The following is a 16,127-nucleotide window of genomic DNA, read 5'->3' on the forward strand; positions in this document are numbered from 1 at the left end:
CGTAAGGGCCAGGGCAGCCCCCGAGTCCTACTTCACTCCTTCTCGGCCATGAATCGCTTGGGACCGAGATGACAGCACGATGTGAAGACCAACTGACGACGTCGAGCACGAGGACGCGATCTAGCGGGTTGGGGGAGCTCCAGCCAGCACGAGGTCCAGCAGCACGATTGCTCCGGCCTTGTCGAGCGGATCGTTGCCGTTCCCGCACTTGGGCGACACGATGCACGCGGGACAGCCGTCCTGGCACGCGCATCCGGCGATCGCGTCGCGGGTCATCTGCAGCCACCGGGCCGCCAGCTCGTGGCCGCGCTCGGCGAAGCCCGCTCCGCCGGGGTGACCGTCGTAGACGAACACCGTGAGCAGTCCGGTGTCGGCGTGCAGTGCGGTCGACAGGCCGCCGATGTCCCAGCGGTCGCAGGTGGCCAGCAGTGGGAGCAGTCCGATGGCGGCGTGCTCGGCCGCGTGGGCCGCGCCCGGCACGTCGGCACTGTCCAGCGCCCGAGCAACGGAGTCAGCCTCCACCGTCCACCAGACCGATTGCGTGGGCAGGGTGCGTTCCGGAAGAACCAACGGATCTTCGCTGATGACCCCCTGCGTCTCGGTGCTGTGCTTGAGGAAGGACACGACCTGGCTGTGCACCTCGACGGTCCCGAAGGACACCGCGGCCGGTCCCCACTGCTCCGATCGCAAGGTCTCAGTGATCTGCACCTCGGTCACCGAGCGGGCTTGTGTCGAGTACGGCGGGTTGTCGCGGTGCACCATGGCAGCACCGTTCTCCAGGTCGTACTCGTCGACGAGGTAGACCTCGCCTTGGTGCACGTAGACCGCGCCGGCGTGCACGTGGCTGTCGGCGGACCCCGCGTCCACCGTGCCGATCAGCCGGCCGGTCGGGTCATCGACGATCTGCACCGGTGCGCCGCCGCTGGATCGCAGATCAGCCAGATCGCCGGCTCGCTCCCGCTTGGTCCAGAACCACCCGGCGTCACGCTTGCGCAGCCAACCGGCCGCTGCAAGCGCAGCAACCCCCTCTTCCGCCCGCGGACCGAAGGTGTCGAAGTCTTTGTCCGTCAACGGCAGCTCCTGCGCAGCGGCGGCCAGGTGTGGGCCGAGCACGTAGGGATTGTCCGGGTCGAACACCGACGCCTCGACGGGTGCGCCGAACAGGGCCTCGGGGTGATGCACCAGGTAGGTGTCGATCGGCTCGTCCCGCGCCACGAGCACGCCGAGGGAGTCCTTGCCAGCCCTTCCAGCTCGCCCGAACTGCTGGTGCAGAGCGGCTCGCGTGCCGGGGAACCCGACGCTGATCACCGCGTCGAGTCCAGCGATGTCGATGCCGAGCTCGAGCGCATTGGTGCTGGCCAGTCCGAGCAGATCGCCTGAGCGCAACCGATTCTCCAGCTCGCGCCGCTCCTCCGGGAGATATCCGCCGCGGTAGGTGGCCACCCGGGACGTGAGCTCGGGATCCACCTCCGCGAGTCGACGTTGCGCTGCTGCCGCGACCGTCTCGGCGCCACGGCGCGATCGAACGAAGGTCAGGGTGCGCACGCGTCCGATCACCAGATCGGTCATCAGCTCGGCCGCTTCTGAGGTCGCTGACCGACGGATGCCAGCCAGGGCGGGCCCCTCAGCCTGAGACGTGGTGCCGCCGATCACGGGTGGTTCCCACAACGCGATGGTCCGCGCGGCGTGCGGTGAGGTGTCGTCGGTGACGGCTGACATGTCCAGGCCGGTGAGCCGCTCGGCGAACACCTCCGGGTCCGCCACGGTCGCCGACGACAGCACGAACAACGGGTCCGCGCCGTGGTGCTCGCACAGCCGCCGCAACCGGCGCAGGATGTGAGCCACGTGCGCGCCGAACACGCCGCGGTAGTGGTGGCACTCGTCGACGACGACATGGGTCAGCCCGCCGAGGACACGTCCCCACCGCTCATGGGCCGGAAGGATCGAATGGTGCAACGTGTCCGGGTTGGTCAGCAGATAGTTGGCATGGCCGCGGGCCCACACGCGTTCCTCGCGGGAGTTGTCGCCATCGACCGTCGCGGCCCGCAGCAGATGTGCCGCTGGCGCCAGTCGGCGCAGCTGGTCGGCAGCAAGTGCCTTGGTGGGTGCGAGATAGAGCACCGTGGGTCGCCGATGGCCGTGCAGCCCGCTCCCGGTGCGTCCCGCCACCAGCGATGTCAACGCAGGTGCTTGGAACGCCAGTGACTTGCCCGAGGCCGTGCCGGTCGAGATCACGACGTGCCGTCCGGCTCGCAGGTGCTCCATGGCCTCGGCCTGATGGCCCCACACCGTCGCGATGCCCTCCGCCTCGAAGACGGCTCGAACCTGCGGGTCGATCCATGCAGGCCACGGTTCGATCACCGCCTCGCGAGCCGGCACGTGCTCGACGTGGGTGACCCGTTCGGGATACCGCAGCAGCAGGTCGGCAGGATCCACGGGTCGAGTCTCCCAGACCGATCAGCACGGCTGCGTCCCGTGTGATTGACTTTCTGTGCAGACGGAGAGCGGACCAGAAAGGGTGAGGATGGAACTCACGATCACCTCACGCACAGTCGATCCGTTCACCGTCATCGAGATCGGCGGCGAGATCGACGTCTACACCGCTCCGCGCCTGCGCGAATCGATCGTCGCGGCGATCGATGACGGGCAGCACCGATTGATCATCGACGTCCAGAAGGTCGACTTCCTCGACTCCACGGGCCTCGGCGTCCTGGTCGGTGCACTGAAGCGGGTCCGGGGCGATGGTGGCTCCCTGGACATCGTGTGCACGCAGGAACGCATCCTCAAGATCTTCGAGATCACAGGACTCGACAAGGTCTTCGGTCTGCACGCGACGGTCGACGAGGCGCGTGCCGCACACGGCTGACCCCGTTTCGTCCTGCCACGGTTGAGGCATGTAACCTGCGTCACGGCGTCCCTGCCTGTCAGGGGCGCGATCTGTCTTGCCTTACCTCTGGAGGATTAATGACTCACGCGACATTCGTTGCGGCAGTGGGCGGAGACCTCGACTTCTCGGACAAGAACTCGTACTACTTGTACGCAGTCGTGGCTGTCGGCGCTCTGGCTCTCATCATGGCGGGCGTCTTTCGCGCCCAGGTGCTCAAGGCACCTGACGGCACCGAGAAGATGCAGGACATCGGCCAAGCCGTGCAGGAAGGCGCAGCCGCCTACCTGAGCCGGCAGTTCAGGACCCTGGCAGTCTTCGCCGTCCTGGCGCTGCTCATGCTGGTCGCGCTCGACGCCGCCGTGCTCGGCTGGGACAACGACTGGAAGATCAAGATCGGTCGTTACGTCGCCCTGCTGCTCGGCGCCGGATTCTCCGCGTTGATCGGTTATCTCGGCATGTGGCTCGCAACACGCGCCAACATCCGCGTGGCTGCGGCCGCCCAGAACGAGGGCCGCGAAGTCGCCATGCGCATCGCCTTCCGCACCGGCGGCACCGTCGGCATGCTGACGGTGGGCCTCGGCCTCCTCGGCGCCGGCGCCATCGTGCTCATCTACACCGGCGACGCCCCCGAGGTCCTCGAAGGCTTCGGCTTCGGCGCTGCGTTGCTCGCCATGTTCATGCGAGTTGGCGGCGGCATCTTCACCAAGGCTGCTGACGTCGGCGCCGACCTCGTCGGCAAGGTCGAGCAGAACATTCCGGAGGACGATCCCCGCAACGCCGCGACGATCGCGGACAACGTGGGCGACAACGTCGGCGACTGCGCCGGCATGGCAGCCGATTTGTTCGAGTCCTACGCCGTGACCTTGGTCGCCGCGCTGATCCTCGGCTCAGTCGCCTTCGGCGAGGTCGGCCTCGTGTTCCCGCTGGTCATCCCGGCCATCGGTGCACTGACCGCGATCCTCGGTGTGTACATCACCCGTCCCCGCGCTGGCGAGGGCGGACTCACCACGATCAACCGCTCCTTCTACATCACCGCGATCGTCTCCGCTGCGGCTTCGATCGGGGCCGCGTTCCTGCTGCTCCCGTCCAAGTTCAGCGATGCCGAGCTGCCGGGCATCGACGTCAACACCTTGATCGTCAGCCTGGCGCAGCAGGGCGGCCAGGAGGCCCCCGGCCTCGACGCCAACCCGCGGATGATCGCGATCCTGGCGGTCCTCATCGGCATCGTGCTGGCAGCCATCATCCTCGCGCTGACCGGCTACTTCACCGGCACCGAGACCCGCCCGGTCAGGGATGTCGGCAAGACGTCACTCACCGGTGCTGCCACCGTCATCCTGTCCGGCCTCGCGGTCGGCTTCGAGTCGGCGGTCTACACCGCGATCGTGATCGCTGCGGCTGTCTTCGGCGCGTTCCTGCTCGGCAGCGGCTCGCTGGTCGTGGCACTGTTCGCGGTGGCACTGGCCGGTTGCGGTCTGCTCACCACGGTCGGCGTCATCGTCGCCATGGACACCTTCGGCCCGGTCAGCGACAACGCCCAGGGCATCGCGGAGATGTCCGGCGACGTCGACGAGGAGGGTGCACAGATCCTCACCGAGCTGGACGCCGTCGGCAACACCACCAAGGCCATCACCAAGGGCATCGCGATCGCCACGGCCGTGCTGGCCGCGACCGCACTGTTCGGCTCGCTCACCAGCTCGATCACCCAGGCCGTCGAGGACTCGGGTCTGATCGAGTCGCCCGACGTCGGCAGCCTGAAGGTCATCGAGGTCTACGCTCTGCAGGGCATCTTCAACGTCGCCGATCCGAGCATCTTGGTCGGTCTGATCCTCGGTGCCGCCGTGGTGTTCTTGTTCTCCGGCCTCGCCATCAGCGCGGTCGGTCGAGCAGCGGGCGCCGTGGTCTACGAAGTCCGTCGTCAGTTCCGCGAGATCCCGGGCATCATGGAGGGCACTGGCCGTCCCGAGTACGGCAAGGTTGTCGACATCTGCACGCGCGATTCGCTGCGTGAGCTGGCGACGCCGGGCATCTTGGCGATCTTCGCCCCGATCGCCGTCGGCTTCGGTCTCGGCATCGGCTCGCTCGGTGCGTTCCTCGCCGGTGCGATCGGTACCGGTCTGCTGATGGCGGTCTTCCTGGCCAACGCAGGTGGCGCGTGGGACAACGCCAAGAAGCTGGTCGAGGACGGCAACCATGGTGGCAAGGGATCGCTGGCGCACGAGGCCACGATCATCGGCGACACCGTGGGCGATCCGTTCAAGGACACCGCCGGTCCGGCGATCAACCCGCTGCTGAAGGTGATGAACCTGGTGGCGCTGCTCGCCACGCCGTTGATCATCAAGTACGCCTACGGCGCCGACGAGAGCGCCATCACGCGTTACGTCATCGCTGGCGTGTCCGTCGCGATCATCGTGGTGGCGGTCTACATCTCCAAGCGTCGCCCGATCGCGCTGGAGACGGACAGCAACGACGTTCCGGTGGAGGTCACCGCGAGCTGACGCTCGAACCATCGGCCCGTCCACCCCTGTGGGGTGGGCGGGCCTTTGCGTACGGCGTGCAAGGGTGGTGCACGTGCTGGACACCGAGACCACCGACAGCCTGCGCATCGCTCTTGCGGCGGCTGAATTCACCGCCGACGCGACGTACGCGATGCTCGGGGACCAGGCGCACCACGCACTGGGCCGCAATCAGGTGGTGCCGGCGCTGCGCGCGACTCGCGATGGCTCAGCTCTGGCCACGCTCGTGCGGTTGTTCACGCTCCAGGTAGAGGTACCCGCCGCGGATGCGGAGCGCGCTCTGCCGGGCCTGGTCGACCCTCTGGTGGCGGGCGGACTGTTGCTGAGGTCCGGGGGTCACGTGCGGGCGTTGGTCGATCTGCGTCCGTATGGCGACGAGGACCACGACTGGTGGGTCGTCTGCGACGCCACTCCAGGCCTGGGTCGGGCGGTGTCGGCGATGGACCCGCAGCACGTGCTCGGCATCAGCGAGGCGTCGTCGAGCCTGGCCCAGCTGGTCATTCGCGAAAACGTCGAATCGGCTCTCGACCTCGGCACCGGGTGCGGGGTGCAGGCGCTGCATCTGGCCCAGCACGCGCACCGGGTCGTGGCGACTGACGTCAACCCGCGCGCCCTGGACATGGCACGTCTCACCGCAGCGCTGAACGAGGTCGAGATCGACGTCCGCGACGGCAGCCTGTTCGACCCCGTCGCGGGGGAGCGATTCGATCTGATCGCCACCAACCCGCCCTTCGTGATCTCACCGCCGGGCAGTGAGGTGCTGGTGTACCGCGACTCAGGAATGCCGGGCGACGCCGTGGTGCGCCACCTGGTCGAGCGCGCGTTCGACCACCTCAACCCGGGCGGGTGGTGCCAGATCCTGGCCAACTGGGCTCATCGGTCTGGCTCGGACTGGACCGACGACATCGCGAGCTGGCTGGAGGGTCACGATCTCGACTCCTGGGTGGTGCAACGCGAGCAGGTCGACCCCGCTGAGTACGTCGAGATGTGGCTCTCGGACGCCGGCGTGGCAGCCGGTCCCGAGCACACCCGTCGGTACGACGAATGGCTGAGCTGGTTCGAGTCAGAGGGCATCACGGGTGTCGGCTTCGGATGGCTGTCTCTGCGCCGCACCGAGACGACGCCGACGCTGCGGTTGGAGGAGTGGGCCGGAGAGATCGCACCACCGGTCGGTCCGACGGTGGCCCGGTGGGGACGGGTCGTCGACGAGCTGCGGGGTGTGAGCGACGAGGATCTGCTGGCCCGACATCTGCGCGCCACTCCGGCGCAGGTGCAGCAGACCCGCGGGCCAGTGGGCGCCGAGGACCCCGAGCAGGTGATCCTCCAGCTGCAGCAGGGCGTGCGACGCACCCGACAGGTCGACACCGTCGAGGCTGCCCTGGTGGGCGCCTGCGACGGAGACCTGTCCGTGGGTCAGATCCTGGACGCCATCGGCTCGCTGCTGGCGCGCGACGACCTGCGCACCACCCACCTGCCTGCCGTCCGCGACCTCGTCGTCGATGGCTTTCTCGACCTCTGACGAAGGTCAGAGCGCTGTCGCCGGGCGCAGCTGCATGACCGCGAGCGCTCAGGTCGATCGACGGCTGATCGTCTGATTCGATCATGGCCACCATGCGGTCCAGGCGGCGCTCCCGGGCATGCTGCACCGATCCGTCGCGCCGCGAGCTGGTTGAACCACGGCACAAGTGCTGCGGATCAGATCGCACCCCGGGCGGTCAGACCCCTTGACAGCAGGCGTTAGCGTATGCACCGTCCCGCCCCTGCACGACACCCCTTTGGAGCCATCTGTTGACCAGCCTCGTGATCGTCGAGTCACCGAACAAGGTCCGCAGCATCGCGGGATACCTCGGCGACGGCTACGTCGTGGACGCATCCGTCGGGCACATTCGCGACCTCCCGCGCGGCGCCGACGAGATCCCGGCTGCTTTCAAGGGCGAGTCCTGGGCTCGGCTCGGCGTCAACATTGACGACGGCTTCGAGCCGGTCTACGTGGTGTCGGCGGAGAAGAAGAGCCAGATGACCAAGCTCAAGCGGCTGCTCAAGGATGCCGATGAGCTCGTCCTGGCGACAGATGAGGACCGCGAGGGTGAAGCCATCGCGTGGCACCTGCTCGATGAGCTGAAGCCCAAGGTCCCGGTCAAGCGCATCGTGTTCAACGAGATCACCAAGGAAGCGATTCTGCACGCGATGGCCAATCCGCGTGACGTCGACATGAATCTCGTCGACGCTCAGGAGACCCGCCGCATCCTGGATCGCCTGTATGGCTACGAGGTCAGCCCGGTGCTCTGGAAGAAGGTCATGAGCGGCTTGTCCGCCGGCCGCGTGCAGTCGGTCGCCACCCGCCTGGTGGTGGAGCGTGAGCGTGACCGCATGGCGTTCTCGATGGCCTCCTACTGGGACCTCGAGGCGACCTTCGACGCCGGCGACGGCCACGACCCGCGTCAGTTCCCGGCCAAGCTCTCGACGGTCGACGGCAAGCGCGTCGCGAACGGCAGCAGCTTCGACAACTCGGGCAACCTGACCACCGACAAGGTGGTCCATCTCGACGAGATCGCCGCAGGAGCGCTGGCCGACGGGCTGCGCGACCAGCCGTTCTCGGTCGCGTCGGTCGAGTCCAAGCCGTACACCCGCAAGCCCTACGCGCCGTTCCGCACCACCACGATGCAGCAGGACGCCTCGCGCAAGTTTGGCTTCGGAGCCGCCCGCACCATGCAGGTCGCCCAGCGCCTGTACGAGAGCGGCCTGATCACCTACATGCGCACCGACTCGATCACGCTGTCGCAGACCGCCATCACGGCCGCGCGCTCGCAGGTCGCCGAGCTGTACGGCAAGGAATATCTACCCGAAAAGCCCCGCATCTACTCCGGCAAGGTCAAGAACGCGCAGGAGGCCCACGAGGCCATCCGCCCCGCCGGCGAGAAGTTCAAGACACCGCAGCAAGCCGGACTGTCCGGCGACGAGGCGCGACTGTACGACCTGATCTGGAAGCGCACGATTGCCTCGCAGATGCAAGACGCCCGCGGCAACAGCGTCTCGATCCGGATCGGTGCCGAGGCGCAGACCGGTGAGAAGGTCGAGTTCGCCAGCTCGGGCCGCACCATCACGTTCGACGGCTTCCTCAAGGCGTATGTCGAGAGCACTGATGACGACACCGAGGGCGACGACAAGCAGACCAAGCTGCCGAACCTGGTCGAGGGTGCCGCCGTCACCGCAGTCGATCTGGGCCGAGCCGGCCACCAGACCAAGCCGCGTGCGCGCTTCAACGAGGCCACGCTGATCAAGGAGCTGGAGGACCGCGAGATCGGTCGTCCGTCCACCTACGCCTCGATCATCGGCACCATCCAGAACCGCGGCTACGTGTACAAGAAGGGCACCGCCTTGGTGCCGGCCTGGATCGCGTTCAGTGTCATCCGGCTGCTCGAGCAGCACTTCGGCCGATTGATCGAGTACTCATTCACCGCCGAGCTCGAGGACGTGCTGGACGAGGTTGCCGGCGGTCGCGAGGACCGCGTCAACGTGCTCCAACAGTTCTGGGCTGGCGAGGGCGAGGGCAACACCGGCCTGAAGTACCTGGTTGAGAATCTGCCCGACATCGATGCCCGCGGTTTGGCCACGTTCCCGTTGGGCGAGGACATCAATGTTCGCGTGGGTCGCTACGGACCGTATGTCGAGGGTCCGCCGTTCTCCGAGGACGATGAGGGCAAGCGCGTGCCCACGCGTGGCAACGTGCCCGAAGACCTGCCGCCGGACGAGCTGACGCTGGAGAAGGCCAAGGAGCTGCTCGCCACGCCTGCCGGCATGGAAAAGGAGCTTGGTCTGCATCCCGACACGGGACTCATGGTCACGGTGCGCAACGGCCGATACGGACCCTTTGTCACCGAGGCCCTGCCCGACGGTGCCAAGAAGACGGACAAGCCGCGCACCGCAAGCCTGTTCCAGACCATGTCGCTGGATCTGATCACCCTCGACGAAGCCGTGCAGCTGCTCACGCTGCCGCGGATCGTCGGCGTCGACGCCGAGGGCGTTGAGATCACCGCACAGAACGGTCGCTACGGCCCTTATCTCAAGAAGGGCACCGATTCCCGCTCGCTGGAGAAGGAGGAGGAGCTGTTCACCATCACGGTCGAACGGGCCCTCGAGATCTACAGCCAGCCCAAGACCTACGGCCGCAAGGCCGCCGCCGCCCCGCTCAAGGAGCTGGGCGAGGACCCGGTCAGCGGATCCCCAGTCGTGGCCAAGGACGGCCGGTTCGGCATGTACGTGACCGACGGCGAGTACAACGCCACGCTGCGCAAGGACGACAGCCTCGAGACCCTGACTCCCGAGCGCGCCTTCGAGCTGCTCGCCGAGCGCCGCGCCAAGGGTCCGGCCAAGAAGGGCGGCAAGAAGACCACCAAGAAGGCCGCCAAGAAGAAGACACCAGCCAAGAAGGCGGGCGCCAAGAAGACCGCCACGACGAAGACGGCTGCGAAGAAAGCCGCTGCGAAGAAGTCCTGACCCCGGACTCGCGAGCGGCGCACCGCGGTGGGTGTGCTGGCTCACCGGGATCGTGCCGGTCGCACTCGCCGACTAGGCTCGCCCCATGCAGCCGTTCTTCACCGACACAGGGGTGTTCATCGCCCTCGAGGGCGGCGAGGGCGGCGGCAAGTCCACTCAAGCCGAGTTGTTGGTGCGGTGGCTCAAGAGCCTCGGCCACACGGTGCTGCTCACCCGCGAACCCGGAGGAACCGAGATCGGGTCGATCCTGCGGTCCATCGTGCTGGGGCACGAGACCGGCGACCTGTCGCCGCGCACCGAGGCGCTGCTGTACGCCGCGGACAAGGCCGAGCACGTCGATCAGGTGGTGCTGCCGGCGCTGGAGGCAGGCAAGATCGTGATCACCGACCGCTACGTCGATTCGGCGCTGGCCTACCAGGGTGCCGGCCGGGCGCTGGAGGTCGACGAGGTCGAGCAGGTGGCACGTTGGGCCACCCGATCGCTGCGACCTCACCTGACTGTCGTGCTCGACATCGACCCTGCGATGGGGCTCGCTCGATTCGACGGCGCCGACCGCATCGAGGCTGAGCCGTTGGAGTTCCACCAGCGGGTCCGGCAGGGTTTCATCGACCTCGCGGTGCGCGATCCCGAGCACTACCTGGTGGTGCCGGCGGGCGGCTCGGCCGACGCGGTGCACGCCGACATCCGACCGGCTGTCGAGCCCTGGCTGGGACAGGCTCGATGACTCATCCGCCCGGCCCGGTGTGGTCTGACCTCGTGGGGCAGGAGCCCGTGGTGGAGATCTTGCAGGCGGCGGTCGCGTCGTCGTCCGGCGAGGGCCGGTCCATGACGCACGCGTGGTTGTTCACCGGGCCACCGGGCTCGGGACGGTCCAATGCGGCGCGGGCCTTTGCTGCCGCCCTGCAGTGCGACGTGGGGGGATGCGGTCACTGTCAGTCCTGCACCACGGCGCGCGCCGGGAGTCACCCGGACATCACCCTGATCAACACCGCTGGTCTGTCCATCGGCGTCGACACCGCACGCGATCAGGTGCGCCGGGCGGCGCTTCGGCCAGCCGTCGGGCGTTGGCAGATCATGATCGTCGAGGATGCTGACCGTCTCACCGACCAGGCCGCCAATGCACTGCTCAAGGCCATCGAGGAACCGTCCGCCCACGCCATCTGGATGTTGTGCGCGCCAGCTCTCGAGGACGTCGTCATCACGATCCGTTCGCGCTGCCGTCCGGTGCTCCTGCGCACCCCGCCCACGGCCGACATTGCTCGGTTGCTCATCGAGCGAGACGGCATCGAACCGGATCTGGCCGAGGCCACGGCGGCCGCCTCGCAAGGTCACATCGGGCGGGCCCGCGGACTTGCTCGCGATCCCGAGGCCCGCCAGCGACGCCGCAACATCCTCGCGCTCCCGCTTGAGCTGCGCACGGTCGGCGACTGCGTCGCAGCCGCACAGACCGTCGTCGAGGCTGCCACGGCGCATGCGTCCGGACGAGCCGATGACTCCGAAGCCGACGAGCTCAGCGATCTGCGCCAGACATGGGGCGTCGAGGAGCGTGGCCGCCGTCCCGCTGGCTACGCGGGGGCGCTCTCCGCCCTGGAGAAGGACCAGACGCGCCGCCGCAAGCGGCTGTCCCTCGACTCGATCGATGGAGTTCTGCTGGACCTGTTGTCGTTGTGCCGCGATGTGGCGGCTTCGCAGTGTGGGGCGCGCACCGACTTCGTCAACGCCGACGCCATCGAGACGATCGCTGACCTGTCCCGACGGTGGACCCCTGAGTCGACGATCCGCACCATCGATGCGATCGTGAACTGTCGTGAGGCGTTGGCCGCCAACGCGGCCCCGTTGCTGGCCCTTGAACGCATGATGCTGGAGCTTCGCCCATGACCACCCGCACTCGTCTCACCATCATCGCGGCAGTCCTCGCCGCAGCAGCCATCTTGGCGGTCGTCGTCACGTGGCAGGTGGTGGATCGCCAGCAGTGGGAGGCGCCCCGCCCCACCGGCGAGTCCGTCGACGCCCCCCTGGCCCGGTTCTACGAGCAGGACCTCACCTGGCAGGACTGCGGCCCGGCCCAGTGCACCAAGGTCACCGTGCCGATCGACTATGCCGACCCCTCCGCCGAGACGCTCACGCTTGCCGTGCGGCTCTACCCGGCAGAGAAAGGCTCCGCCGCACGCTCGATCTTCGTCAACCCGGGTGGCCCCGGCGGCTCAGCGATCGACTATGCCGCCTCCATGTCACGTCAGTTCGGCAGCACGGTCACCGACATGTACGACGTGGTGGGTGTCGATCCACGCGGTGTCGGCGAGAGCACACCGCTGGAGTGCTTGTCCGACCGCCAGTTCGACGCCTTCACCGAGACCGATCCAGATCCCGACGATCCCGGTGAAGTGACGGCCCTGCGGCAGAGCGTCAGCGACCTCGGCGAGGCGTGCCAGCAGCAGTCTGGGGCGCTGGCGGCCCATGTGTCGACGGAGGAAGCAGCCCGCGACATGGATGTGGTGCGGGCGCTGCTGGGTCGCACGACCTTCGACTGGTTCGGAGCGTCTTACGGCACCCAGCTGGGAGCCACCTACGCCAACCTGTTTCCCCAACGGGTCGGTCGCATGGTGCTCGACGGCGCCGTCGACCCGCTGGAGTCGAGCATCGAGGCGTCACTGGGGCAGGCCACCGGTTTCCAGCGGGCGTTCGACGCGTACGCAGAGGCCTGCATCGCCCAGGGTGACTGCCCGCTGGGGTCCTCGGTCATCGAAGCCCGTCAGGCGGCCACTGACCTGCTCGACCGGCTCGATTCCCAGCCGCTGAAGACCACAGGTGATCGCGTTCTCACTGAGGGGCAGGCGTTCTACGGCCTCGCTCTCCCGCTCTATGACGAGCAGAGCTGGCCAGTCCTCACCCAGGCGCTCACCCAGGCGTTGGAGGCATCGGACGGTACCGTGCTGCTGGCGCTGTCCGACGCCTACTTCAGCCGCCAGTCCGACGGTCGGTACGCCGACAACATTGGTCAGGTCATCTACGCCGTCACCTGTCTTGACTCAGCCGACGCCCCGGACATCGACACCGTGCGCGCGGCCCTGCCGGACTTCGTCCAGGCGTCGCCGGTGTTCGGGCGTGCGCTGGGGTGGGGTGCGTTCGGGTGCACGGACTGGCCGATCAAGCCCACGACCCCGCAAGGCGCCGTGCCGGCCAAGGGCGCTGCGCCGATCGTCGTGATCGGCACCACCCGCGACCCGGCGACGCCCTATGAGTCAGCCGTCGAGCTCGCCGACCAGCTCGAGTCTGGCGTGTTGCTCACTCGCGAGGGTGACGGTCACACCGCCTACAGCTCAGGCAACCAGTGCATCACCCAGGCCGTCGATGCCTACCTGGTCAAGGGCACGGTGCCGAAGGACGGCACCATCTGCGCGGAATGACCGTGGCAGGCTGGCTCAACGATTTCGCGAGCGAGGCAGCCATGTCCTCGGACTCGACTGCACGGACGTCAGGATGGTCTTCGGTCAACGCCATGGGCCTGAACTGATCGGTGCAGCTCCGACAGGAGCAGGGGTCAGACGCGGATGGCTTCGTGGTGCCGGATGACCTCGTCGATGATGAACGTCAAGAACTTCTCGGCGAAGGCCGGATCGAGGTCGGCCGCGTCGGCGAGATCGCGGAGGCGGGCGATCTGGCGGGCCTCGCGGTCGGTGTCGGCTGGCGGCATGTCGTGATCGGCCTTGAGTCGGCCGACGCGCTTGGTGTACTTGAAACGCTCGGCCAGCACGTGGATCAGCGCCGCATCGATGTTGTCGATGCTCGCCCGGATCTCTTCCAGCTCGGTCTGCACGTCGTCGCTCACGGCACCGAGTCTACGGTGACGGCCCGATGCGGCACTGAGCCGCGCAGTGGGTAGACTCGTTCCGGTTCGGCGGGTGATCCCCGCTGGACCATTGGCCGCCTTAGCTCAGTCGGTAGAGCGTTTCACTCGTAATGAAAAGGTCGTCGGTTCGATTCCGACAGGCGGCTCCACGATCTGCGTCGTGCAGGACTGTCGGCGACATTGTTCCCAGGATCTCTAGCGCAGTTCAGCGGAGCGACTGTGTGGCTCAGCCGACACCCAGCAGCGAGCGGGCGCGTTCGGCATCGGAGCGAAAGTCAGCCGTGGTCGTGTTGAGGACGATGCGTCCCTTCTCCATCACGGCGATGCGGTCAGCCACCGAGAAGGCCAGCCGAAGATCCTGCTCGACCAGCAGGACGGTCATGCCGCCGGTGCACATGTCTCGCACCACGTCGCCGACCTGCGCGACGATGCCCGGCGCCAACCCGTCGGACGGCTCGTCCAGAAGCATGAGCCGCGGATTGCTCAACAGAGCGCGAGCGATGGCCAGCATCTGCTGCTCGCCGCCGGACAGCTGGTCGCCGCGATGGCGCAGTCGCTCACCGAGGCGCGGAAGCAGGTCGAGAACTCGTGCACGGGACCACGCGCCGTTTTTGGACCGTCTGCCACTGATCGCCAGATGCTCGTCGACCGTCAACGGAGCGAAGATCCGCCGGCCCTGAGGGACGAGTGCAACGCCCCTGGCGGCGACGACATCGGGACGTCGCCCCGCGACCTCGTGGCCATCGATCAGCACCGAACCGCTGTCGCTGGGGACCAGACCCATGAGGGTGTTGATCAGGGTCGACTTGCCGACGCCATTGCGACCCAGCAGCGCGACGACGCCGCCCTCGGCGACATCGAGGTCGACGCCGTGCAAGACGGTGGATCCTTCATAGCCTGCGTGGAGGCCGCGTACTGTCAGGAAATCGGTCATGACTGGGCCTCGGGCACTGATGGGCTCGGATCGTCGGGAAACAGCTCGCTGGTGTTCTCAGCGCCCAGGTAGGCGCTCTGGACCTCGGGCGACGCCCGTACCTCTGCGGGGGAGCCGCTCACCAGATGTTGGCCAAGATGGAGCACCGTCATGGTGTCGGCCACGCCGAACACGAGATCCAGATCGTGCTCGACGATCATCACGGTGACCTCGGACGGAAGATTCTTGATCAAGCTCATCAACCGGGCGGTCTCCGAGGCCGACATCCCAGCGGCTGGCTCGTCGAGCAGGAGGAGCTGGGGTCGGCAGGCAAGCGCCACGGCCACCTCGAGCTGGCGACGCTCGCCGTGCGACAGCGCGCCGGCCCGGTCCGAGGAACGATCGGCAAGTCCGACCCGGTCGAGGAGCTGGCGCCCATCCTCCAGGAGCGTCGTCTGCCTGGTCGCAGGGCGGAACATCGACCACGACGTGCGGCCAGCCCGACGCTGTGCGGCGAGCATGAGGTTCTCGGCCACGGTCGCGGTCAGAAACAGAGACGAGTGCTGGAAGGTGCGGGCAAGGCCTCGCGCCACCCGTTGATGCTCGGCGACCCCAGTCACGTCGTCGCCGTTCAGGAGGACCGATCCGGTGGTCGCGGCGTGGGTCCCGGCAATCAGTGCGAACAGCGTGGACTTGCCCGCTCCGTTGGGTCCGATCACCGCATGGCGACTTCCCGGCGCGACGGAGAACGAGACGTCCTCGACCGCCTTGAGGGATCCGAAGTGTCGGGAGACCCCGCGCAGCTCAAGCATGGGTGTCGTCATGGCCGGACCTCGGCATGCGGTCGTCGCAGACCCGCGAGTCCTCGCGGCAAGGTGTAGACCGCCACCACGAACACGATGCCAAGCAGCAAGGTGCCATGTCCGGGGAAGTAGCCACCGATGTAGTCGCGAGTCAGGATGACGACGGCCGCGCCGACGACGCTGCCCCACATCGAACCGAGGCCGCCGATCACCACCGCCAATAGCGCCAGGGCGGCTACCTGAAAGCCCATGTCGCCGGGGGCGACGAAGTTCTGGGTCGATGTCCACAAAGAACCAGCCGCGCCAGCCAGGGCGCCGGCGATGCAGTACGCGGCCAGAGCGTACGCGGTCGTGTTGTACCCGACTGCTCGGAGCCGTTCCTCGTTGTCGCGGATGCCGCGCAACGTCAACCCGAACGGCGAGCGCACCAGCAATGCCACCAGGCCGTACAGCAGCAGGAACATGACCAGGACGTAGTAATACACGAGGCCGTCCTGGACGAGGGGAGTCATGCCCGGCGCCGCCACGACAGGCGGGATCCCGGAGAATCCGTCGGTGCCACGGGTGATCCCGTCCAGACGGCCCGCTGCGCTGTACCCGATCTCGCCGATGGCCAGCGTGATCATCAAGAAAGGCACGCCACGTGCTCTGACCGCCACAGGGC

12 protein-coding genes and 1 tRNA gene are annotated in these 16,127 nt (G+C 67.5%); 8 read left to right on the plus strand and 5 right to left on the minus strand.

Annotation, left to right across the window (positions count from 1 at the left end):
• Positions 1–120: 120 nt before the first annotated feature.
• Positions 121–2,436 carry a DEAD/DEAH box helicase gene (locus tag WB508_RS02400; protein WP_423843279.1) on the minus strand — a complete coding sequence of 772 codons (2,316 nt, stop codon included), beginning with the start codon at positions 2,434–2,436 and terminating at the stop codon, positions 121–123.
• A gap of 88 nt (positions 2,437–2,524) precedes the next feature.
• Here WB508_RS02400 and WB508_RS02405 point away from each other — a divergent pair, with 88 nt between their 5' ends.
• The 7 genes from WB508_RS02405 (at position 2,525) to WB508_RS02435 (ending at position 13,304) form a co-directional block, all read left to right on the plus strand.
• On the plus strand, positions 2,525–2,866 hold the full coding sequence (locus WB508_RS02405) for an STAS domain-containing protein (RefSeq protein ID WP_423843280.1): 342 nt from the start codon (positions 2,525–2,527) through the stop codon (positions 2,864–2,866).
• 98 nt (positions 2,867–2,964) lie between these two features.
• Complete coding sequence (locus tag WB508_RS02410; protein ID WP_423843281.1) at positions 2,965–5,382, plus strand: sodium-translocating pyrophosphatase; 2,418 nt, start codon at positions 2,965–2,967, stop codon at positions 5,380–5,382.
• 73 nt (positions 5,383–5,455) lie between these two features.
• Positions 5,456–6,919, plus strand: coding sequence for a DUF7059 domain-containing protein (locus WB508_RS02415; RefSeq protein ID WP_423843282.1), 1,464 nt, complete (start codon positions 5,456–5,458; stop codon positions 6,917–6,919).
• Positions 6,920–7,185: 266 nt separating this feature from the next.
• The gene (gene topA, locus WB508_RS02420; RefSeq protein ID WP_423843290.1) at positions 7,186–9,897 is read left to right on the plus strand and encodes a type I DNA topoisomerase; all 2,712 of its coding nucleotides are present in this window, start codon (positions 7,186–7,188) and stop codon (positions 9,895–9,897) included.
• Positions 9,898–9,982: 85 nt separating this feature from the next.
• Complete coding sequence (gene tmk / locus WB508_RS02425; RefSeq protein ID WP_423843283.1) at positions 9,983–10,621, plus strand: dTMP kinase; 639 nt, start codon at positions 9,983–9,985, stop codon at positions 10,619–10,621.
• A complete protein-coding gene (locus WB508_RS02430; protein WP_423843284.1) occupies positions 10,618–11,775 on the plus strand; it encodes a DNA polymerase III subunit delta' in 1,158 nt (385 codons plus the stop codon). The genes tmk and WB508_RS02430 overlap by 4 nt, the downstream gene beginning before the upstream one ends.
• A complete protein-coding gene (locus tag WB508_RS02435; protein WP_423843285.1) occupies positions 11,772–13,304 on the plus strand; it encodes an alpha/beta hydrolase in 1,533 nt (510 codons plus the stop codon). Before WB508_RS02430 ends, WB508_RS02435 begins: the two co-directional genes overlap by 4 nt.
• 134 nt (positions 13,305–13,438) lie before the next feature.
• Here the strand turns inward: WB508_RS02435 and WB508_RS02440 are convergent, their stop codons facing one another.
• Entirely contained in the window at positions 13,439–13,726 is a 288-nt protein-coding gene (locus WB508_RS02440) for a chorismate mutase (RefSeq protein WP_423843286.1), read from the minus strand.
• Positions 13,727–13,820: 94 nt separating this feature from the next.
• On the opposite strand from WB508_RS02440, the gene WB508_RS02445 reads away from it, so the two are divergent.
• A tRNA-Thr gene (locus tag WB508_RS02445) sits at positions 13,821–13,896 on the plus strand.
• A 77-nt stretch (positions 13,897–13,973) separates the two neighbouring features.
• Here WB508_RS02445 and WB508_RS02450 read toward each other — a convergent pair.
• From WB508_RS02450 to WB508_RS02460, 3 genes are all read right to left on the minus strand, one after another.
• Positions 13,974–14,681 (minus strand): ABC transporter ATP-binding protein, encoded by a 708-nt coding sequence (locus WB508_RS02450; protein ID WP_423843287.1) that lies wholly within the window; start codon positions 14,679–14,681, stop codon positions 13,974–13,976.
• Entirely contained in the window at positions 14,678–15,484 is an 807-nt protein-coding gene (locus WB508_RS02455; RefSeq protein WP_423843288.1) for an ABC transporter ATP-binding protein, read from the minus strand. The genes WB508_RS02450 and WB508_RS02455 overlap by 4 nt, the downstream gene beginning before the upstream one ends.
• A partial coding sequence (locus WB508_RS02460) for a branched-chain amino acid ABC transporter permease (RefSeq protein ID WP_423843289.1) occupies positions 15,481–16,127 on the minus strand: 647 nt, incomplete at its 5' end. The genes WB508_RS02460 and WB508_RS02455, both read right to left, overlap by 4 nt.

The sequence above is a fragment of the Aeromicrobium sp. genome (assembly GCF_049586495.1).
Lineage (GTDB): Bacteria > Actinomycetota > Actinomycetes > Propionibacteriales > Nocardioidaceae > Aeromicrobium.